Source organism: Buttiauxella cochleicola (assembly GCF_021283185.1).
In the GTDB taxonomy this organism is placed as follows: Bacteria; Pseudomonadota; Gammaproteobacteria; order Enterobacterales; family Enterobacteriaceae; genus Buttiauxella; species Buttiauxella massiliensis.
This window is the reverse complement of record NZ_JAJSOS010000007.1, coordinates 110,364-130,547: the sequence shown is the minus strand read 5'-3', so window position 1 is coordinate 130,547 and position 20,184 is coordinate 110,364. Positions and strand designations below refer to the sequence as shown.

The 20,184-nt window shown below is 49.4% G+C and carries 19 protein-coding genes; 9 read left to right on the top strand and 10 right to left on the bottom strand.

What is annotated here, in order from left to right; all coding sequences use genetic code 11:
- The first annotated feature begins 102 nt into the window (after nt 1–102).
- The 5 genes from rhaB (at nt 103) to rhaM (ending at nt 5,226) form a co-directional block, all read left to right on the top strand.
- Nucleotides 103–1,575, top strand: coding sequence for a rhamnulokinase (gene rhaB, locus LVQ76_RS12560; protein ID WP_232921776.1), 1,473 nt, complete (start codon nt 103–105; stop codon nt 1,573–1,575).
- Entirely contained in the window at nt 1,572–2,831 is a 1,260-nt protein-coding gene (rhaA, locus tag LVQ76_RS12555) for an L-rhamnose isomerase (RefSeq protein ID WP_232921775.1), read from the top strand. Before rhaB ends, rhaA begins: the two co-directional genes overlap by 4 nt.
- 99 nt (nt 2,832–2,930) lie before the next feature.
- Complete coding sequence (gene rhaD / locus LVQ76_RS12550; RefSeq protein ID WP_151993716.1) at nt 2,931–3,755, top strand: rhamnulose-1-phosphate aldolase; 825 nt, start codon at nt 2,931–2,933, stop codon at nt 3,753–3,755.
- A gap of 11 nt (nt 3,756–3,766) precedes the next feature.
- Nucleotides 3,767–4,915, top strand: coding sequence for a lactaldehyde reductase (gene fucO, locus LVQ76_RS12545; protein ID WP_232863837.1), 1,149 nt, complete (start codon nt 3,767–3,769; stop codon nt 4,913–4,915).
- On the top strand, nt 4,912–5,226 hold the full coding sequence (gene rhaM / locus LVQ76_RS12540) for an L-rhamnose mutarotase (RefSeq protein WP_232921774.1): 315 nt from the start codon (nt 4,912–4,914) through the stop codon (nt 5,224–5,226). Before fucO ends, rhaM begins: the two co-directional genes overlap by 4 nt.
- Nucleotides 5,227–5,279: 53 nt before the next feature.
- Here the strand turns inward: rhaM and LVQ76_RS12535 are convergent, their stop codons facing one another.
- Nucleotides 5,280–6,245, bottom strand: a complete 966-nt coding sequence (locus tag LVQ76_RS12535) for a chemotaxis protein (RefSeq protein WP_232921773.1) — start codon at nt 6,243–6,245, stop codon at nt 5,280–5,282.
- 165 nt (nt 6,246–6,410) lie between these two features.
- Between LVQ76_RS12535 and LVQ76_RS12530 the strand changes: the two genes are divergently transcribed.
- The 3 genes from LVQ76_RS12530 (at nt 6,411) to LVQ76_RS12520 (ending at nt 10,134) form a co-directional block, all read left to right on the top strand.
- Complete coding sequence (locus LVQ76_RS12530) at nt 6,411–7,457, top strand: LacI family DNA-binding transcriptional regulator (RefSeq protein WP_232921772.1); 1,047 nt, start codon at nt 6,411–6,413, stop codon at nt 7,455–7,457.
- A 161-nt stretch (nt 7,458–7,618) separates the two neighbouring features.
- Nucleotides 7,619–8,689 (top strand): SIS domain-containing protein, encoded by a 1,071-nt coding sequence (locus LVQ76_RS12525; RefSeq protein ID WP_232921771.1) that lies wholly within the window; start codon nt 7,619–7,621, stop codon nt 8,687–8,689.
- An 83-nt stretch (nt 8,690–8,772) separates the two neighbouring features.
- Nucleotides 8,773–10,134: a PTS transporter subunit EIIC gene (locus tag LVQ76_RS12520; RefSeq protein ID WP_232921770.1), complete on the top strand. Its 1,362-nt coding sequence runs from the start codon at nt 8,773–8,775 to the stop codon at nt 10,132–10,134.
- Between the two features lie 61 nt (nt 10,135–10,195).
- On the opposite strand, the gene LVQ76_RS12515 is transcribed toward LVQ76_RS12520, so the two are convergent.
- From LVQ76_RS12515 to fdhD, 9 genes are all read right to left on the bottom strand, one after another.
- A complete protein-coding gene (locus tag LVQ76_RS12515; protein WP_232921769.1) occupies nt 10,196–10,753 on the bottom strand; it encodes a P-loop nucleotide/nucleoside kinase family protein in 558 nt (185 codons plus the stop codon).
- Nucleotides 10,750–11,187, bottom strand: coding sequence for a PTS sugar transporter subunit IIA (locus LVQ76_RS12510; protein ID WP_232863831.1), 438 nt, complete (start codon nt 11,185–11,187; stop codon nt 10,750–10,752). The genes LVQ76_RS12515 and LVQ76_RS12510 overlap by 4 nt, the downstream gene beginning before the upstream one ends.
- A gap of 9 nt (nt 11,188–11,196) precedes the next feature.
- Nucleotides 11,197–11,466 (bottom strand): hypothetical protein, encoded by a 270-nt coding sequence (locus LVQ76_RS12505; RefSeq protein ID WP_034499301.1) that lies wholly within the window; start codon nt 11,464–11,466, stop codon nt 11,197–11,199.
- A 68-nt stretch (nt 11,467–11,534) separates the two neighbouring features.
- Entirely contained in the window at nt 11,535–12,377 is an 843-nt protein-coding gene (locus LVQ76_RS12500) for a class II fructose-bisphosphate aldolase (protein WP_232904828.1), read from the bottom strand.
- Nucleotides 12,364–13,731 (bottom strand): PTS sugar transporter subunit IIC, encoded by a 1,368-nt coding sequence (locus LVQ76_RS12495; protein ID WP_064561195.1) that lies wholly within the window; start codon nt 13,729–13,731, stop codon nt 12,364–12,366. Before LVQ76_RS12495 ends, LVQ76_RS12500 begins: the two co-directional genes overlap by 14 nt.
- Nucleotides 13,724–14,038, bottom strand: coding sequence for a PTS sugar transporter subunit IIB (locus LVQ76_RS12490; protein WP_034499295.1), 315 nt, complete (start codon nt 14,036–14,038; stop codon nt 13,724–13,726). The genes LVQ76_RS12495 and LVQ76_RS12490 overlap by 8 nt, the downstream gene beginning before the upstream one ends.
- An 11-nt stretch (nt 14,039–14,049) precedes the next feature.
- Complete coding sequence (locus LVQ76_RS12485; RefSeq protein ID WP_232921768.1) at nt 14,050–15,030, bottom strand: 6-phosphofructokinase; 981 nt, start codon at nt 15,028–15,030, stop codon at nt 14,050–14,052.
- A 615-nt stretch (nt 15,031–15,645) separates the two neighbouring features.
- Entirely contained in the window at nt 15,646–16,014 is a 369-nt protein-coding gene (gene asr, locus LVQ76_RS12480) for an acid resistance repetitive basic protein Asr (RefSeq protein ID WP_064514407.1), read from the bottom strand.
- A 119-nt stretch (nt 16,015–16,133) separates the two neighbouring features.
- Entirely contained in the window at nt 16,134–16,958 is an 825-nt protein-coding gene (fdhD, locus tag LVQ76_RS12475; protein ID WP_232921767.1) for a formate dehydrogenase accessory sulfurtransferase FdhD, read from the bottom strand.
- A 172-nt stretch (nt 16,959–17,130) separates the two neighbouring features.
- On the opposite strand from fdhD, the gene fdnG reads away from it, so the two are divergent.
- Nucleotides 17,131–20,181 (top strand): formate dehydrogenase-N subunit alpha, encoded by a 3,051-nt coding sequence (fdnG, locus tag LVQ76_RS12470; protein ID WP_232921766.1) that lies wholly within the window; start codon nt 17,131–17,133, stop codon nt 20,179–20,181.
- Nucleotides 20,182–20,184 lie beyond the last annotated feature (3 nt).

Here is a 20,184-nt window from a genome sequence, read left to right as displayed (position 1 = left end):
TGCCTTTTTGCCAACGGCTGATTGGCGCTGTCAGTGTCGAGAAGGTGCACGACAGCGTAACTTTTTAGAGTGGGGGCAATTCATTTAGCAAGGACCCCCAAAATGACTCTACGCCATAGTGTTGCGGTAGACCTGGGCGCATCAAGCGGCCGTGTCATGCTGGCACGCTTTGAACGTGAAACCCGCAGCATCTGTCTGCGTGAAATTCATCGTTTTACCAACTGCTTAAAACAGATCGATGGTTCAACCGTCTGGGACGTCGATGCGCTTGAAGGTGAAATCCGTACCGGCCTGCAAAAAGCCTGCGACGAAGGCATCGCCATCGACAGCATCGGCATCGACACCTGGGGTGTGGATTACGTGCTGGTTGGTTGCGACGGTAATCGCGTTGGGCAGCCAGTTTCTTACCGCGACAGCCGCACCGATGGGGTGATGGACACCGCGCTAAATCAACTTGGCCGTGACGAGATTTACCGTCGTACGGGCATCCAGTTCATGCCATTCAACACGCTTTATCAATTGCGTGCGCTGGTGGAGCAGCAGCCAGAACTTATCGATAACGTCGAACATGCGCTGCTGATCCCGGACTATTTCTGCTTCCGGCTGACCGGTGCGCTCAACTGGGAATACACCAACGCTACCACCACACAACTGGTGAATATCAACAGCGACAATTGGGATGAAACGCTGCTCGACTGGGCGGGCGTGCCGCATAAATGGTTCGGCAAGCCGACGCATCCTGGCAATGTTATCGGCCAATGGGTTTGCCGCGAAGGCAACAAAATCCCGGTGGTTTCCGTTGCCACGCATGACACCGCCAGCGCGGTCATTGGTGCGCCGCTCAAAGACAAAGACGCGGCATATCTCTCATCCGGCACCTGGTCGTTAATGGGCTTTGAGAGCAAAACCCCCTACGCCAACAGTGCTGCGTTAGCCGCAAACATCACTAATGAAGGCGGTGCAGAAGGGCGCTACCGGGTACTGAAAAATATTATGGGGCTGTGGCTTTTGCAGCGCGTCACCAAAGAATTGGGGATCACCGATCTGGGTGATCTTATCGATCGCACTCAAAAAACCGCTGCCTGCCGTTTTGTGATCAACCCGAACGACGATCGTTTTATTAACCCGGAAAGCATGAGCCGCGAAATTCAGGCTGCGTGCCGCGAAAGCAACCAGCCGGTGCCGTTCACCGACAACGAACTGGCGCGCTGTATTTTCGACAGCCTGGCGCTGCTGTATGCCAAAACTCTGCAAGAACTGGCCGCCGTCCGTGGCCGCCCGTTTAGCTGCCTGCACATTGTTGGCGGCGGTAGCCAGAACGCCTTGCTTAACCAACTTTGTGCCGATGCCTGCGGTATTCCTGTTTTCGCCGGACCGATTGAAGCTTCAACGCTTGGCAATATTGGCTGCCAGTTAATGGCGCTGGACGAAATTACTGATGTCGACGACTTCCGCAAAATTGTCGCCGCCAGCTACGAACTGAAATCTTTTACCCCTCAATTAGATAGCGAAATTGCTCGCCACATCGCGCAGTTTCAGCTCAACATTCAAACAAGTAAGGAGTTTTGCGCATGACCACACCTCTTGATCAAGCCTGGGAACTGGCAAAACAGCGCTTTGCTGCTGTCGGTGTTGATGTTGAAACCGCACTGCAACAGCTCGATCGTTTACCGGTTTCTATGCACTGCTGGCAGGGCGATGACGTTGCCGGATTTGAAAACCCGGAAGGTGCGCTGAGCGGTGGGATTCAGGCCACGGGGAACTACCCAGGTAAAGCACGCAGTGCCACCGAATTACGCTCGGATTTGGAACGTGCATTAAGCCTGATTCCTGGGCCAAAACGCCTGAACCTGCACGCGATTTATCTGGAGTCTGAACAACCGGTTTCCCGCGACAAAATCAAACCAGAGCATTTTAAAAACTGGGTGGAATGGGCGAAAGCCAACAAACTGGGTCTGGATTTTAACCCGTCTTGCTTCTCGCACCCGCTCAGTGCCGACGGTTTTACGCTGTCCCATGCTAACGATGAAATCCGCCAGTTCTGGATTGACCACGTGAAAGCCAGCCGCAAAATTTCTGCGTATTTCGGCGAACAACTCGGCACGCCGTCGGTGATGAACATCTGGATCCCGGACGGCATGAAAGATATCACGGTTGATCGCCTGGCTCCGCGCCAGCGTTTAGTCGCCGCCCTTGATGAAGCAATGAGCGAAAAACTCAACCCGGCACACCATATCGATGCGGTAGAAAGCAAGCTGTTTGGCATTGGAGCGGAAAGCTACACCGTCGGCTCTAACGAGTTTTATTTTGGTTACGCCACCAGCCGCCAGACCGCACTGTGTCTCGATGCCGGCCATTTCCACCCAACCGAAGTCATCTCCGACAAAATCTCCAGCGCCATGTTGTATGTGCCGCGCCTGCTGCTACACGTAAGCCGTCCGGTGCGTTGGGACAGCGACCACGTGGTGCTGCTGGATGATGAAACCCAGGCGATCGCCAGCGAGATTATCCGCAATGACCTGTTCGACCGCGTTCATATTGGCCTGGATTTCTTCGATGCCTCAATCAACCGTATCGCCGCCTGGGTTATCGGTACGCGCAACATGAAGAAAGCCATGCTACGCGCGCTGCTCGAGCCAACCGAGACGCTGCGCCAGCTGGAACTTGAAGGTGATTACACCGCGCGCCTGGCGTTACTCGAAGAGCAAAAATCGCTGCCGTGGGCGGCGGTGTGGGAAATGTACTGCCAGCGCAACGACACGCCGGTTGATGCCCAGTGGCTGAAAACGGTACGCAGCTATGAAAAAGACGTGTTGAGCAAACGCGCTTAACGACTCAACGGTGGATGACACTTCGCTTATCCACCCTACTACTTATTATCGAACGTAGGGCAGAGCCATCTGCCAGACGAATAACAGGAACACAAGACTATGCAGAACATCCTCAACGCCTGGTTTGTAGAAGGCATGATCAAAGCAACCAGCGATGCCTGGCTGAAAGGTTGGGACGAGCGCAATGGCGGCAACATTACCATGCGCCTGGATGAAGCCGATATCGCGCCATTCCAGGCTGATTTCCACGCCGCACCGCGTTACATCTCATTAAGCCAGCCAATGCCTGAACTGGCTAACACGCCATTTATCGTCACTGGTTCAGGAAAATTCTTCCGCAATGTGCAACTTGATCCGGCGGCAAATATCGGCGTGGTGAAAGTCGACAACCGGGGTACCGGCTACCACATCTTATGGGGCTTGGAAAACGAAGCTGTGCCAACATCTGAGCTGGCGGCGCATTTCCAGTCACACAGTGTGCGTATCAAAACTACCGGCGGGAAAGACCGCGTGATCATGCACTGCCACGCCACCAACCTGATTGCCTTGACCTACGTGCTGGAAAATAGAACCGACGTCATCACACGCAAACTGTGGGAAGGCAGCACTGAGTGCTTAGTCGTATTCCCGGACGGCGTCGGCATTCTGCCGTGGATGGTGCCGGGTACCGATGAAATTGGCAACGCGACCGCAGGTGAAATGGCAAAACACTCGCTGGTGCTGTGGCCGTTCCACGGGGTATTCGGTAGTGGCCCAACGCTTGATGAGGCATTCGGTCTTATCGACACAGCCGAGAAGTCTGCCGAAGTGTTGGTAAAAGTCATTTCGATGGGCGGCATGAAACAAACCATCAGTCGTGACGAGCTTATCGCTCTTGGTAAACGTTTTGGCGTCACCCCGTTAGCAAGCGCTTTAGAACTATAAGGAACATGACGATGAGCTTTATGTTGGCCTTACCAAAAATCAGCCTTCACGGCGCAGGTGCCATCGGCGATATGGTGAAATTGATTGCCGCCAAACCGTGGGGAAAAGCGTTAATCATTACTGACGGGCAACTGGTGAAAATGGGCTTGTTAGACAGCCTGTTTAGCGCGCTTGATGAGCATCAGCTTTCTTATGAACTGTTTGATGAAGTGTTCCCGAACCCGACCGAAGAACTGGTGCAAAAAGGCTTTGCCGCTTATCAGGCTGCCAACTGTAACTACCTGATTGCCTTCGGTGGCGGCAGTCCAATCGATACTGCCAAAGCGGTGAAGATCCTGACTGCAAACCCAGGTCCATCAACCGCTTATTCGGGCGTTGGCAAAGTCACTAACCCGGGTGTTCCGCTGGTGGCGATTAACACCACTGCGGGAACGGCGGCAGAGATGACCAGTAACGCCGTCATCACCGATTCTGTGCGCCATGTAAAAGAAGTGATTATCGACACTAACCTCATCCCGGATATTGCTGTGGATGATGCAAGCGTAATGCTCGATATTCCGGCAAGTGTCACTGCTGCAACGGGTATGGATGCGTTAACTCACGCCATTGAAGCTTATGTTTCCGTTGCCGCGCATCCGTTAACTGATGCTAACGCATTGGAATCTATCCGCCTGATTAGTCAGTGGTTGCCGAAAGCAGTCGACGATGGTCATAACCTTGAAGCGCGTGAAATGATGGCTTACGGGCAATACCTGGCAGGTATGGCGTTTAACAGCGCAGGCCTTGGATTGGTACATGCGCTGGCCCACCAACCGGGTGCCACGCACAACCTGCCACACGGTGTTTGCAACGCGATTTTACTGCCAGTTATTGAAGCTTTTAACCGCCCGAAAGCCGTTGCACGTTTTGCAAAAGTTGCCGCAGCGATGGGAGTCAATACTCAGGATATGAACGAAGAAGAAGCCAGCTTTGAGGCAATTCTGGCGATTCGTGCGCTTTCTACTCGCGTCGGTATTCCATCTGGCTTTAGCCAGCTTGGAATTCAAACCACAGATATCGAAGATTGGCTGGATAACGCTTTGGCTGACCCATGTGCGCCATGTAATCCACGCGTGGCAACCCGCGAGGAAGTGCGCGAGCTGTATCTGGAGGCGTTATGATCCGCAAAGCTTTTGTGATGCAGGTAAACCCGGATGCTCATGAAGAATATCAACGTCGCCATACGCCGATTTGGCCAGAGCTGGAAGCGGTACTTAAACAGCACGGTGCTCATCACTACGCTATTTATCTTGATGCACAACGCCACCTACTTTTTGCCACGGTAGAGATTGAGTCTGAAACTCGCTGGAATGCTGTCGCACAAACGGAAGTTTGCCAACGCTGGTGGAAGCATATGAGCGAGATTATGCCGAGCAACCCGGATAACAGCCCGGTGAGTGCGGAGCTGAAAGAAGTGTTTTATTTAGAGTAAAACGGAGGGCGGGTGCATTGCGCAGCTCGCCCTTTTTCAGTCTAATCGAACTACTAAACCACTGCACCTTCCAGCGCTTTATTAATCACCTGCGAGAGCTCTTTCACATCGAACTTCGCTACATAGCCGTTCGCGCCCACCTTGCGGACGTGATCTTCGTTGGCGCTACCTGATAGAGACGAGTGAATCACCACCGGAATGTGTTTTAACGTGATATCTGTTTTGATATTGCGCGTCAGCGTAAATCCGTCCATTTCCGGCATTTCAATGTCTGTTAATACCATACCAATACGATCGGTGATCGGCTGGCCTGCGGCTTTGGCTTCTGCCGCAATCAGCTTTATTTTTTCCCACGCTTCTAAACCCGTGGAATGCATCATCACCGGAATACCCATGCCTTTCAGGCCTTGTTCAAGCATCTGGCGGGCGACTTTTGAATCTTCGGCAACAATCGCGACAGCACCCGGTTTCAGAGGGTTTGTGTTCCCTTCGATTGCCGCCATATCGACTTTGCGGCCTGAAGGAATAATGTCGTAAAGAATCTGTTCAACATCGAGTACCAGTGCCAGTTCGCCTTTGTATTCGTCGCTATTGAGTGAAGCGATACTGGTGATATTGCGGCTACTCACACCGGATTCGGCAGCGTGAACCTGGCTCCAGTCGAGGCGGATAATATTTTCTACCGACTCCACTGCAAATGCCTGCGTGCTGCGTGCGTATTCGGTAATCAAAAGAAGATTCAGGCCCGTTTTTGGCGTGCAGCCGGTAACGGCGGGCAGGTCGATAACCGGGATAAATTGGTCACGAATATTTGCCATACCCAGCAGCGGTGACATCATCCCAGCAGCGCGATTGATCTTCTGCATTGGCACAATTTCGCGCAGCTTAAATACGTTGATGCCATACAGCTCTGATTTGCCGCCGTGCTGGCCTTCCCCTAAGCGGAACAACAACAGCTCAAATTTGTTGGATAACGCCAGGTTAGCCCTTTCATCAATATCTTTTTGAAAACTATCCATTTTAACCTCTGGTTGTAACCCGGCGGGTCATCGTTGCCCCGTTTCCTGTTTAAGTTATCGGCAGATGGAATAAAAAGTGCAGTCTGTTTGGATGAAGAAAATCCCCCTTTGCTTCACCCGGCGCGTTGCCCTACTATTAACGCCTTGTAGGGTCGGGACAAAAAAATGAAAAAGCCGCTAACAATCAAGGATATTGCTGAACTGGCCAATGTATCTATTGCGACAGTTTCCCGTGTTCTGAATAACAACAGCTGGGTGGCGGATAAAACTCGCGCCAGGGTTGAAAAAGTTATTCAGGAGCAGCAATTCAGCCCCAATTTGTTGGCGCGCGGTATGATTTCCAAAAAGACACAGACGCTGGCGATTGTCGTTTCCGATATCAGTAACCCCTATTTTGTGATGCTGGTTGCTCAAATCGAAAATGAGAGTTTGCGGGCGGGATATAAAGTCACACTCTACGATACACAATCTGCAAATAAATCCTCTTCGCAGGGTGAAATTATTCCTGAAGAAAATATTTTCAACTCGATTACTGATAGTCAGATTGATGGAGTTATTATTCTTGGTGGGAATATTGATTATAATAATGTACCAGACTCTTATTTTCATGAGTTGAAGAAACTTTGTGCGGCCATTCCGGTAATCGTGGTTGGACGACAATTAGTTGGTGTAGATTATTCTTGTGTAGAGCGCGATCAGTCTGGGTGTGTTGCACTTGCAACTAATCATCTGATAAGTAAGGGCTATAAAAAAATCGGATTTATTGGTGGCTCGAAAAGTGTTTATATTACCCAGCAACGTATAGATTCGTTTAAAAATACGCTTCAGCAAGCTAATATAATGGTTGACGATAATCACATTGTATTAAATAACTTCTACTTACAACATGGCTATGAAGCGGTAGATAAGTTGCTCTCGCAGAGTGAGAAATTGCCCGAAGCTATTGTGGCGATTAATGATCATGTCGCAAAAGGAGCAATTAGGGCATTAAAAGATAGAAATATTTCTGTGCCTGAAGATATTGCTATTGTCAGCTGTGAATATTTCCCTGGTAGCGAATATTTCATTCCACGAATTACTACTGTGAACCATCACAATGAACTCATCGGTAAAACAGTGATGCAAGTTTTACTGACATCGCTGAAAGATACGACTGAATCTGTAGTGCCTGAAAAAATCCAACTGAGCCTGATACCAGGTGAGTCCTGCTAGCTCCCTTTTAGCATTTCAGTATTTCTGAAGGCTCCAAAACCTCCGCATACGATATTTTTTGATCCCCACCACAATTGCTGAAAAGTGGATTGACAACCCCACTCAAGCTCCTCTAGCCTAAAACCTGAAAACGTTTTCAGGTTTTGATTTCAGGAGGGCCAATGAAGCCGACAATGATGACTTACATTCACGAAGAGCAAGCGACACTTTCAGCAATGCTTGATCGTTATCCACAAGATCTGCCAGAGATTAAGGGAAAGAGCACGTGGTTGGTTTTAGCTACTGGTTCAAGTATTAACGCCATCAAAAGCGCGAAATACTATGTTGAAAACCTGGCGAACGTGCGCGTTACCGTGGAGGAGCCGTTCCACTTCCAGCACTACGAAAAAATGGATGTCGCGACCGATCTGGTGCTTGGTGTATCGCAAAGCGGTGAAAGCACATCCACCATCAATGCGATAAAACACATCCGCAAAAGTTTCCCGTTAGTGACCTATGGTTTAACCAGCAAACTGTCCAGCGAACTGGCGAAAACCGTTGATCACGCCATCGATATTGAAATTGGTGAAGAGCGCGTGGGTTACGTCACTAAAGGTTATGTGGCGACGATTTTTAAATTCATGTTGCTCGGTCTTTATACTGCGCGTTGCAATGGTTTAATCACTGAAACGCAGGAAGCCGAAGAGTTAGCGAAATTAGCTGTAGCAGTAAAATCTATCCCACAGATTATTGATACAACTGAAGTCTTTTTCGAAAAATGGAAAGACGAGCTAACTGCCTCTCCAAGATTTACGGCAATTGGCTATGGCCCGAGCGTGGGTGTGATTAAAGAAATGGAAACCAAGTTTGCAGAAACTATTCGCGTGCCATCGCAAGGGGTAGAATTGGAAGCCTTTATGCATGGCCCTTATTTTGAAGTGAATGGCAATCACCGGATGTTTTTCCTCGACACACCTGGAGAAGCGCGTGAGCGTTTGTTACTGCTGAAAGACTATGAGAAAAAATATACCGATTATATTTACACCGTTAAATTAGGTGTAAGCAGTGATGAGCGAACTCTCGCCATTAATGCTGATATAGATATATTTATCGCCCCGTTACTGATGGTGATTCCTTTCCAGATTCTGGCGCACCATATCGCTGAAGCGAAAGGTAATAACTTGCCACAACGTATTTTTACCGATTTTGGTATTTCCGTTAAGAGTAAAACAAAGCCTGGCGATTACGCCTAATATCCCCGTCTGACCCTACAACGTTGTCCGATATTTTTATCGGGCAATAAATACAGCGCAAACCTTGAAACTAAGGAAATACCATGACGACATATAGTCAGCTTGCCCAACAAATAATTAAACATGTTGGTGAGCCCGAGAATATTGAGCATATTACTCATTGCGCAACACGTTTACGTTTTACATTAAAAGATAAAAATAAAGTGAATCCGGAAGCGCTCTATGGTCTTCCTGAAGTTGTGAAATTAGTGGATAGCCCGAGTCAATTCCAGATAGTGATTGGCCCGAAAGTCGATCAGGTATGTTCAGCGATTAAAGAGCTGCTCGGTGAACAAACGCCTGTAGCTGAAGAAACAACTGCGCAAGGCTCATGGGTAAGCCGCTTGCTGGCTACACTTTCCGCTATTTTCACGCCTTACATCGGTGTGCTGGCGGGTGTCGGTGTTGTAAAAGGGATTGTGGTATTGCTGCAAACAATGAACCTGGTGGATACGCATTCTTATGTGTTCACCGTGTTTAATGCGCTGTCGAGCGGCGTGTTTGTGATGTTGCCATTGTTTATCGCAGTTACGGCATCAGAACGTTTTAAAACTAATAAATTTACTGCGCTGGCACTGACTGCGGCGATGATTTTCCCGTTAACCGATCCAAGTGTTCCCGGTGCATTCCATATTATGGGACTTGCTCTGAACGTTAAGATTTATGGTGGTGCGGTTATCCCTGCTGTATTTGCCGTGTTGTTCCTGAGTTATGTGGAACGCTGGCTGAAAAAAATAATCCCGGAGCTGGCTGCGTTTGTATTTGTGCCTTGTTTATCGCTCATCATCTGCGGGTTTGTAGTGTTCACCTTAATTGGCCCGATTGCGGATTACGTCGGGGTCGGTATTGCTAACGGATATGCATGGCTTTATAACCTCAGCCCGGTCATTTCTGGTGCGCTGCTTGCCGGTATTGGCCAGCTGTTTGTAGTGTTCGGTGTGCACTGGGGCATCATCCCACTCGCGCTGATAAATATTCAGGTCAACGGCTACGACACCATTATGGCGATGTTTATGTCGGCGGTGATGGGGCAGTTTGGCGCGGCATTCGGCGCAATCTTTATTGCCCGCAACCTCAAGGACAAACAGATTGCGATTTCTGCCTCAATTTCTGCCTTCTTCGGTATTACTGAACCGGCGCTGTATGGCGTGAATCTGAAATACAGAATGTTGTTTGTCTTCGGTTGTATTGGTGCCGCGTTGGGCGGTGGTATTACCGGTTTGCTGGGCGTCAAAACTTACAGCTTCCTGCCGGTGCTCAATGTGTTCGAATTAGGTCTATTCAGCGGCCCAGATTCAAAAATGATTTATGAAGTGTTTGCGATAATCGTCGCATTTACTGTCCCTGCGGTTCTGACCATTATTTATGGTAAGACACGCAAACTCGTGGCTTCACCTGCTTCTTGATTTCTCCCTAAGCCCTCTGGAACGCAGAGGGCTTAACCGACTAACGGAAGCAACATTCGGGTTAGTCTCCAAATTCTTCACTCAGCCATGCAAGGAGACCAGCGGTGTCGATCGGCTCTCGGTGGTCCACAGTGAAAACCGGCCCAAGAGACATAGGCTCAGCGCTATCCGCAAGTTTTACCAACTCCGGCAGATATTCTTCCCCTGGGTGGCCGGGGCGTCTTACGCCAAGCCGCTGCGCATAGCGTTCGGCGGCAAGGGCGCCGGGAATGTGGTTCCATACCTCCAGAACTCTGGTGACGCCCGCCTGCTCTATATAACGTTCAAGCATCTCTTTCGGCTGGAAGCCAAACCATGCATCGACAATAAAGACACACTGCGTTGGGCTATCCGCCACTATCGACCAAATTACCTCATAAGCGGCACTTCCGAGGCGGCGATTAAACGGCCTGTCTATCTCCTCGAACTGCGCCATAAAAGGTTCCTTGATACCGTCGATAGTCAGTAGCGGTAACGTAAAATGTTCGGACAACAAACGGGCGATAGTGCTTTTTCCTGAGGCGGGTACGCCGTTCACAAGTACTACCGTTTTGCCCTGTGTTCGCGTGGTCTGGCTCATAATATTGCGATCACCTCTTCCTTGCCTTTTGCCCGACGCAGTTTTGCCATCACATCGTCATCGCCCAACAAATTTACAATCGCGCGGATACCTTCTTCGATATGCCCATTGCTGTCGCAGGCGGCAAACATAATCACGATATCGGCCTTTTCGCTGTCGGCAAAGGTGATGGGTTCATCAAGTAAAACCAGACTGAAGCCATTTTTTATCACCCCGCATTCCGGGCGAGCGTGGGGCATGGCGACGCCCTCTTCAAAAACGTAATACGCACCATGCTCAAGGGTATTATTAATTACTGCCTGGTAGTAGGAGGGCAGGATATAACCATTATCAACCAGCGGTTGAGCCGCAAGTCTAATCACCTTTTTCCAGTCTGTTTCGCGTACGCCAACTTGTATCGCCTGGGCTTCAATTAATAACTCTTTAATAGCCATGCGAACTCCCTAAATATTCTTACGAATAATATTTCTCAGCTCATCAATTTTGACAAATAAAGCATCGATATGCTGACGGTGTGTTTTACTCTTCGCAAAAACTTGTAACGCCTGGTTATAGCGCAACATTAATGCTTTTTGTGTTTCGCCATTATTTGGGTTTTCCGTTAATGTGTTTTCCAAAGCAGTTAATTCAGTTTCAAGTTGTACGGCTTGAATATCATATTGCGCCGTATCCGAATTATCACTGTGAAAAAGTTTTTTCAAAGATCCAAACATAGCTAGCTCCCGCCCGACGGTTGCCACGCAACCAGGGTTACAATGAAGAGTAGAGGATAACGCCTGCTTTATTTAAATAATGCGATCTTTTCGATTAATACAGCAGCGACTGCATCATTTGCCGGTATTAAAAATTTGCGCACGCTGTCATTCACTTTTCCTTTTTCAAAGGTTTCTTTGCAGTGCCCAACCCACTGCACGTTCATTTCAGTACCGACGTTGACTTTATCAATGCCTCCGGCGACAGCGCGTCGCATATCTTCATCGCTAACACCTGTGCCACCGTGCAGTACCAGCGGGGTTTTGGTCACTTCGCTGATATCTGCCAGGCGTTGATGCTGAATTTTCGCTTTGCCAGTATACAGACCGTGTACTGTACCGACGGACACCGCCAGCATATCCACCCCGGTTTCATCAACGAAACGTTTAGCGTCTTCGGTGGTGGTAAAGCAGATATCTTCCATGGCGACCGCTTTGCCATCTTCTGAGCCGCCAATCGCTCCCAGTTCTGCTTCTACGGAGATATTACGCGGGCGGGCAATATCAATAACCTTACGTGTATTAGCAATATTATCCGCCATGTCCAGATGAGAACCGTCATACATTACTGAACTAAACCCAGCTTCGATGGCCGTTTTGATGGATTCAATATCTGAGCAGTGATCCAGATGCAAGCAGGTTGGTATTTGCTGGCTTTCGGATAAAGAACGAATTGAATCGACTAATAAACGATAACCTAAATATTCCGCAGTCCCGGTAGAAATTTGAATCATTAACGGGCTATTGGTTGCTTTGGCAGCTTTAAAATAAGCGGGCAGCATTTCAAGGCAATGCAAATTAAAGGAGCCTACCGCTTTAAATTTACGCTCTTTGGCTACCTGTAATAAATCCGGGAAGTTATACAGACTCATGTGCTTTTTCCTCTTGAGGTTTGGTTGATTTGCCATTCACGAACCAGGCGATAAGCGCTACGAACAGGATGAATAAGCCGACAAACGTCCAGTTATTCTGGAAGACATGCCCCAAAATCAGGCCGCTACTGATCACATCTGAATCGCTGAAAGTCACACCGGTAAAGCCGTAGCTTTCAAGCATTGGCACCAGGATGGCAGGAAGGAAGGTAATAAACAGGCCGTGTACCACGCCGCCGATAATCGCGCCGCGTCTGCCGCCCATTGCGTTACCGAAAATCCCTGCGGTGCCACCAGCAAAGAAGTTGGTCAACAAGCCAGGCAGAATCATCGCCAGGCCAAACATTGGGAAGACAATCATGCCGATGATGGAGCCGACAGTTGTGGCAAGGAAACCAACAATCACGGCATTGGGGGCGTAAGGGAACAGAACCGGGCAGTCCAGCGCAGGTTTGGCATCAGGCACGATACGCATCGCAATACCACGGAACGCAGGCACCAACTCGTTAAGCAGTAGACGCACACCGCTGTAGAGTACGAATACCCCGGCAACAAATTGAATCGCCTGCATAAAGGCAAACATCAGGTAATTCACGCCGTGAGAGTATTGGCCGATATATTCCGGGCCAGCCGCCAGAGCCGGGATGAGGTACATAGGGATCATCACCACGGCCATCGAAAGGTAAGTGTCTTGCAAGAATTTGAAGTTATCCGGCAACACCAGATCTTCTGTAGATTTCGAACCCTTGCCGACAACCTTTGCCACCGCAGCCTGCACCAGATAACCAATAGTGCAGAAGTGACCCAGAGCTACATCGTCAGAACCGGTAATGCGGCGCACTACGGGTTGAGCGAGAGCAGGCATCAGCACCGCCATAATTCCCCCGAAAATCCCACCGGTGAGAATCAACGGCAGCCCGGTCAGCCCGGCTTTATAGCCGATAACTGCACCAATCGTTGCCATCCAAAGTAGTGCTTGCCCGGTGAGAAAGATGTACTTAAACGGCGTGATGCGGGCAATGATGATGTTGACGATAAATATCACCATCAGCGTGAGTGCCACTTCGGAACCCAGTTCGCGGTTTGCCAACCCGGCAATGGCCGCCACATCAGTGATGTAGCCTTTCATGCCGAAACCGTGGGTGAAGATATCGTTCAAGAAAGTCAGGGTATCCACAATAATGTTGATACCCGCCATCATGATTAAAAAACCAAGCAGCGTTTTAAACGTCCCTTCCGCGACTTTACCCTTCGATTTTTTTTGCAGCAAAAGACCGAGCATGGCAATAAAGGCAATCAATATTGATGCCTGTCCTAGCAGGTCTTTAACGATAAAGTTAATGATGCTATTCATGGTCGAATACCTTCACATTGCGTTCTTTTAAAAAGGCGACAATCTTTTGTTCGATTTCGTCTTTATCCGTGAGGCGGTGCAGCACAATGACGCGTTTTATTTCCTCTTCGCTGGCATCGGCGGTTAAAATATCGGCGAACGTTTTTTGCGTTAAAATAATGTCAGATTTAAATGCCCCCGCTTCTGAAACGGTGGTGTGATCAATTTCTGCCGGAATCTGAAGTTTTTTAAGCACCGCAGTTGCTGCCATTTCAATGGCGAAACTGGAACCTAAACCACAGCCGCATACACAAAGAATTTTAAGCATTGAAAGTCTCCTCAAATAATATTGAGCTGCTTCGCTAATTTATAATGATGCCCTTCGGTGTCGACGAGGCGTTTTTGCATACTGATTAAATCTATAGGGATCGGTTTGTTACTCGAATTAATAATAATGGCTTTATTTCTCATACCGGACTGGATACAACGAACGACTTCACCTGCCATAATAGTGCCCTGATAGATTTCCTCGCAGGTAGGGTCACCATTACGCAGGCTATAACCAATAATTGACTTACGAATACGTACGCCAATTTTCGGTTCAAGCTGTTTAATCATGGTGTCAATTGCCCCTTGAAAGCCGGGGGAATACTCTTTGGTATAACCTTCAGAGCACAGGATCACGACGCTATTTTGTGTCTCAAGTCGTGCGCTAATCTTATGTGCCAGTTCGCTCAACGATTGTTGGCACTCGGGGATTAGCGCAAAATCAGCATTGCTTTTAATCGCCGATTGCAGCGTCAATTCACCGCAGTAACCGCCGAGCAGTTCAACCATAAAGACACGCCCTGGCAAAGCGCGGCCTGTATTACGCAGCTTGGCGACTTCTTTAATCACTTGTTCACATGCAGTTGAAAAACCGATGGTGTAATCACTGCCGTAAACATCGTTGTCGATGGTCATACCGACACCGAAACAATTCACACCGTATTCACTGAGGTTATTCAGAAATTGTAGTGAGCCATCACCGCCGGCCATAATAAGCACATCGATATGCAGGGTTTTTAACTGTTTTGCGATGGTTTCATATTCGCTACCCATTAATTTATGGTTGGTTCTACCCGAAGACATAATCGGAATGGATGCTACGGAAAAATCCACTAAATCGCGGATGGAAATATCCTGGTGTTTATTCTGCAATAGACCCGGAATACCACCGTTAAACAAAACGATTTCTGCTTGAGCCAGTCGGGAAACCTGAAAAACAAAGTTATTTATCCCCGTGACATCACCGCCGCTAATTACCATGCCGATTCTCATGACACTTGCCTCGTTTATTTTCCTTGCAGACATTTTTCCCTTTAAACAAGCCTTGAATTTGCAAGCGATATCACAAAATTGGGATTCATTTATTAAGGGGAGTGGTTGACAGATGCTTCTTAGTGGTGATATTTGTGATTTGAGTCACGAATTTTTGATATAAGATCTATGACTGAAGAATAAAGAAAAACTCTATATTTCAATGGATTATTCTTATCGGTTGGGGAATAGAATTCACCGATATTATTTGAGTCGTAAATGAAGAATATCAGCTTTCAAAAATGTGACTGCTCACGCATTTTTCTGCGGATGAAAGGGAGTGAAATTAATTAAGAGGCGTGAAAGAAAGAGGAAGAACTGTTTACAAGACAGTCAGGCGGAATTTAGTTTTTCAGGAGTGTGATGCGCGGACGATTGGTGGAATAAGAAACCAGTGGGATTTTAAGTCGTGGACGGCGTGAAAAACAAAAAGTAGCAGCAGACCGCAGCCATTCCATAAAGAATGACCATCATCAGGATGATTTCAAACCGAAAGCGTTTTAGCAGTTGCTCAGGCTTGATAAAAAAACACCCGGCAAGCCGGGTGTTTCTAGTAATGAGGGATTTCATTGCAACTTATGCAGCTGGTTTAACCGCTGGTTTTGCTGCTGGCGCTACTGGTGCAGCTGCTTTTTTGTGGTGCTTTTTAGCAGCCTGAGCTTTCTGTGGCGCTACTGGAGTTGCAGTAGTAGCGGCTTTTTTGTGGTGCTTTTTAGCAGCCTGGGCTTTCTGTGGTGCTGCTGGAGTTGCGGTTGTAGTTGCTTTTTTGTGGTGCTTTTTAGCTGCTTGTGCTTTCTGAGCTACAGGAGCTGCTTTATGGTGTTTCTTGTGGTGCACAGTAGTGGTGTGTTTTGCTGGAGCAGGTGCTGCAGTAGTTTCAGCAGCGAAAGCAACAGAGGACATACCCATTACAGCAACAGCAATCAGAGTTAATACTTTTTTCATTTTGATAGTCTCGTATTTGTTTATGTGTGGGTTGTTGGCCCGTTGAAATAACTCTATGCCAACAAACAAATACGTTCAGTGAGTGATTGGTGTCGGTACGTAACGGAATGTACAGCCTGTTAACACAATCGCTGCGGATGGGTGTAAACCGTTGCTCGACCTGGTTTACTAAAGCCAACCAGCGTGAGGTTACAGCGGCTTGCCACTTCTACGGCAAGCGTGGTGGCGGCAGAGACGGCAAACAGAATTTCTACGCCACATTGGGCTGACTTTTGCACCATCTCATAGCTTGCGCGGCTTGAGACTAAAACCGCACCGTTGTGCCAGCCCTCACGCCCGCGTGCGCCGAGCAGTTTATCCAGCGCCACATGGCGGCCTATATCTTCTTTACCTTCCAGAATCTGGCCATTTTCGTTAAGCCACAATGCTGCGTGCGTACACCCTGTGAGTTGCCCCACCGGCTGGTAGTCGCGCATCTGGTTTAAGGCTGCATCAAGATTATTCAAATCGAAGGTTTGCGTGAACGGCAGAGGGGTAATCGGGCGACCAATATCGTTGAGTTGCTCAACACCGCAGACGCCACAACCGGTACGTCCAGCAAGTGAGCGGCGGCGTTCTTTCAGCCCCATAAAGCGGCGGCTTGAGAGCTCTATTTGCACTTCCAGGCCGTTACAGACTTGTGAAACATCAATTCCGTAAATGTCTGATGGGGATTCAATTATTCCTTCTGATAAGGAAAAACCTAACGCAAAAAGCTCCAGATCTTTGGGCGATGCCATCATCACGACATGGGAAATGCCATTGTAGACCAGGGCTACCGGCACTTCTTCAGCCAGCCAGTCGCCTTTTGCCTCGAGCAAATCATGGCGTTGCCATAGTTCGATCGTCCGCGCACCAGTGATGGTGTTCACAATTTTGTTCTGATTTGAGTTGGAATTGTTCACTTTGTCTTAACCTGATTGGAACAGCCTTAATTCTAATGTGGTATTCTGGAAACATTACCCCTTTGGGATTAGGGGCAATAGCCAGTACGGGCTTGATTGTGAACCTTCTCAGTCAATACCGCAAAAAATACACCTAATAATAATGTGAAAAATGTCGAAAAAAGGAGCATCCATGCAGGTCAGCAGAAGACAGTTCTTTAAGATCTGTGCTGGCGGTATGGCAGGGACTACGGCAGCGGCACTGGGCTTTGCACCAGGCGTTGCACTCGCGGAAACACGGCAGTACAAACTGCTGCGTACCCGTGAAACGCGTAATACCTGCACATACTGTTCCGTCGGTTGTGGGTTATTAATGTATAGCCTCGGTGACGGTGCGAAAAATGCCAAAGCATCTATCTTCCATATCGAAGGTGACCCGGACCATCCGGTAAACCGCGGCGCGCTCTGCCCGAAAGGTGCAGGACTGGTGGATTTCATCCACAGCGAAAGCCGTCTTAAATTCCCGTCTTACCGCGCGCCCGGCTCGGATAAGTGGGAGCAAATCAGTTGGGAAACGGCATTTGACCGCATCGCCAAACTGATGAAAGCTGACCGCGATGCCAACTTTATTGCCCAGAACGACCAGGGAACCACGGTTAACCGTTGGCTTTCCACCGGTATGTTGTGTGCATCCGCTTCCAGTAATGAAACCGGCTATTTAACCCAGAAATTTTCCCGCGCCCTCGGCATGTTAGCCGTGGATAACCAGGCGCGTGTCTGACACGGACCAACGGTAGCAAGTCTTGCTCCAACATTTGGTCGCGGTGCGATGACCAACCACTGGGTTGATATCAAGAACGCCGATCTCGTTATTGTGATGGGTGGCAACGCGGCAGAAGCGCATCCAGTCGGTTTCCGCTGGGCGATGGAAGCCAAAATCCACAACGGCGCGAAGCTGATTGTTATCGATCCGCGCTTTACGCGAACCGCTTCGGTGGCGGATTTCTACACCCCAATTCGCTCTGGCTCAGACATTGCTTTCCTGTCTGGCGTACTGCTGTACCTGATAGACAACAATAAATTTAACCGCGAGTATGTCGAGGCTTACACCAACGCCAACTTGATTGTGCGTGAGGATTACAGCTTCGATGACGGCCTGTTCTCGGGCTACGATGCGGCAAACCGTAAATACGACAAAACCACCTGGAACTATGAGCTGGACGAAAAAGGTTTCGCCAAACGCGACCTGACGCTGACTCACCCACGTTGCGTGTGGAACCTGCTCAAAGAGCACGTTTCTCGCTACACGCCAGAAGTGGTTTCCAATATTTGCGGCACCCCGAAAGATGATTTCCTGAAAGTTTGTGAATACATCGCAGAAACCAGCGCAAAAAATAAAACCGCGTCGTTCTTGTATGCGCTGGGCTGGACGCAACACTCCGTGGGCGCGCAGAACATTCGCACCATGGCGATGATTCAGTTGCTGCTTGGCAACATGGGAATGGCAGGCGGTGGCGTGAACGCCCTGCGCGGTCACTCCAACATTCAGGGTCTGACGGACCTCGGCCTGCTGTCGCAAAGCCTGCCGGGCTACATGACGCTGCCGAATGAAAAACAAGCCGATCTCCAGACTTATCTTGCCGCCAACACGCCAAAACCGCTGCTGGAAGGCCAGGTGAACTACTGGGGTAACTACCCGAAATTCTTCGTTTCGATGATGAAAGCCTTCTTCGGCGACAAAGCCACAGCGGAAAATAGCTGGGGTTACGACTGGTTGCCGAAGTGGGACAAGGGCTACGACGTCCTGCAATATTTCGAGATGATGAACCAGGGCAAAGTGAACGGTTACATTTGCCAGGGCTTTAACCCGGTGGCGTCGTTCCCGAACAAAAACAAGGTCATTGCGTCACTGTCGAAGCTGAAATTCCTCGTGACCATCGACCCGCTGAACACCGAAACCTCGAACTTCTGGCAAAACCACGGCGAGTTTAATGATGTCGACCCGTCGAAAATACAGACCGAAGTGTTCCGCTTGCCATCCACCTGCTTTGCCGAAGAAAACGGTTCTATCGTTAACTCCGGCCGCTGGTTGCAGTGGCACTGGAAAGGTGCGGACGCCCCAGGGGAAGCGCTGAACGACGGCGAAATTCTTGCGGGCATCTTTAGCCGTATGCGCCATATGTATCAGAGCGAAGGCGGTGCGCTGCCTGAGCAAGTGCTGAACATGACCTGGAACTACCTGACGCCAGATAACCCGGCACCGGAAGAAGTGGCGATGGAAAGCAACGGTAAAGCGTTGCAGGACGTTGTCGACCCGGCAACTGGCGCGGTTCTGGTGAAAAAAGGCCAGCAACTTAGCTCGTTTGCACAACTGCGCGACGACGGCACCACTTCCAGCGGTTGCTGGATTTTTGCCGGTTCCTGGACGCCAGACGGCAACCAGATGGCACGTCGTGATAACGCCGACCCGTCAGGTTTGGGTAACACGTTAGGCTGGGCCTGGGCATGGCCGCTCAACCGCCGCATTCTGTATAACCGTGCCTCTGCTGATCCAGCGGGTAAACCGTGGGATGAAAAACGCCGCCTGATTTCCTGGGATGGCGCGAAGTGGAGCGGTGCGGATATCGCCGACTACAGCACTGCCGCACCGGGCACTGACGTTGGGCCATTCATCATGCAGCCGGAAGGTTTAGGGCGCTTGTTTGCTATCGACAAGATGGCAGAAGGGCCGTTCCCTGAGCACTACGAGCCGTTTGAAACACCGCTTGGCACCAACCCGCTGCACCCGAACGTGGTTTCTAACCCAGCGGCACGCGTGTTTAAAGGTGACCTGGAAGCGATGGGCAAGCACGACAAATTCCCGTATGTCGGCACCACTTATCGCCTGACCGAGCACTTCCACTACTGGACCAAACACGCGGTACTGAACGCCATCGCGCAGCCAGAGCAGTTTATCGAGATTGGCGAGAAGCTCGCAAATTCACTCGGCATTGCTCACGGCGACACGGTGAAAGTCTCCTCCAACCGTGGCTTTATTAAAGCCAAAGCGGTGGTGACCAAGCGTATACGCCAGCTCGATGTGAACGGCCAGAAAGTCGATACCATCGGTATTCCGATTCACTGGGGTTATGAGGGCGTGGCGAAGAAAGGCTTTATCGCTAACACCCTGACGCCATTTGTCGGTGATGCCAACACGCAAACGCCTGAATTTAAGGCGTTCCTGGTCAATGTGGAAAAGGTGTAACGG

Bases quoted from the DNA above. Each gene is read 5' to 3' on its own strand.
- asr (WP_064514407.1), bottom strand. From the start codon at position 16,014: ATGAAAAAAGTATTAACTCTGATTGCTGTTGCTGTAATGGGTATGTCC.
- rhaD (WP_151993716.1), top strand. From the start codon at position 2,931: ATGCAGAACATCCTCAACGCCTGGTTTGTAGAAGGCATGATCAAAGCA.
- LVQ76_RS12485 (WP_232921768.1), bottom strand. From the start codon at position 15,030: ATGAGAATCGGCATGGTAATTAGCGGCGGTGATGTCACGGGGATAAAT.
- LVQ76_RS12505 (WP_034499301.1), bottom strand. From the start codon at position 11,466: ATGTTTGGATCTTTGAAAAAACTTTTTCACAGTGATAATTCGGATACG.
- rhaM (WP_232921774.1), top strand. From the start codon at position 4,912: ATGATCCGCAAAGCTTTTGTGATGCAGGTAAACCCGGATGCTCATGAA.
- LVQ76_RS12500 (WP_232904828.1), bottom strand. From the start codon at position 12,377: ATGAGTCTGTATAACTTCCCGGATTTATTACAGGTAGCCAAAGAGCGT.
- LVQ76_RS12525 (WP_232921771.1), top strand. From the start codon at position 7,619: ATGAAGCCGACAATGATGACTTACATTCACGAAGAGCAAGCGACACTT.
- LVQ76_RS12515 (WP_232921769.1), bottom strand. From the start codon at position 10,753: ATGAGCCAGACCACGCGAACACAGGGCAAAACGGTAGTACTTGTGAAC.
- LVQ76_RS12520 (WP_232921770.1), top strand. From the start codon at position 8,773: ATGACGACATATAGTCAGCTTGCCCAACAAATAATTAAACATGTTGGT.
- fucO (WP_232863837.1), top strand. From the start codon at position 3,767: ATGAGCTTTATGTTGGCCTTACCAAAAATCAGCCTTCACGGCGCAGGT.
- LVQ76_RS12495 (WP_064561195.1), bottom strand. From the start codon at position 13,731: ATGAATAGCATCATTAACTTTATCGTTAAAGACCTGCTAGGACAGGCA.
- rhaA (WP_232921775.1), top strand. From the start codon at position 1,572: ATGACCACACCTCTTGATCAAGCCTGGGAACTGGCAAAACAGCGCTTT.
- LVQ76_RS12490 (WP_034499295.1), bottom strand. From the start codon at position 14,038: ATGCTTAAAATTCTTTGTGTATGCGGCTGTGGTTTAGGTTCCAGTTTC.
- rhaB (WP_232921776.1), top strand. From the start codon at position 103: ATGACTCTACGCCATAGTGTTGCGGTAGACCTGGGCGCATCAAGCGGC.
- LVQ76_RS12530 (WP_232921772.1), top strand. From the start codon at position 6,411: ATGAAAAAGCCGCTAACAATCAAGGATATTGCTGAACTGGCCAATGTA.
- LVQ76_RS12535 (WP_232921773.1), bottom strand. From the start codon at position 6,245: ATGGATAGTTTTCAAAAAGATATTGATGAAAGGGCTAACCTGGCGTTA.
- LVQ76_RS12510 (WP_232863831.1), bottom strand. From the start codon at position 11,187: ATGGCTATTAAAGAGTTATTAATTGAAGCCCAGGCGATACAAGTTGGC.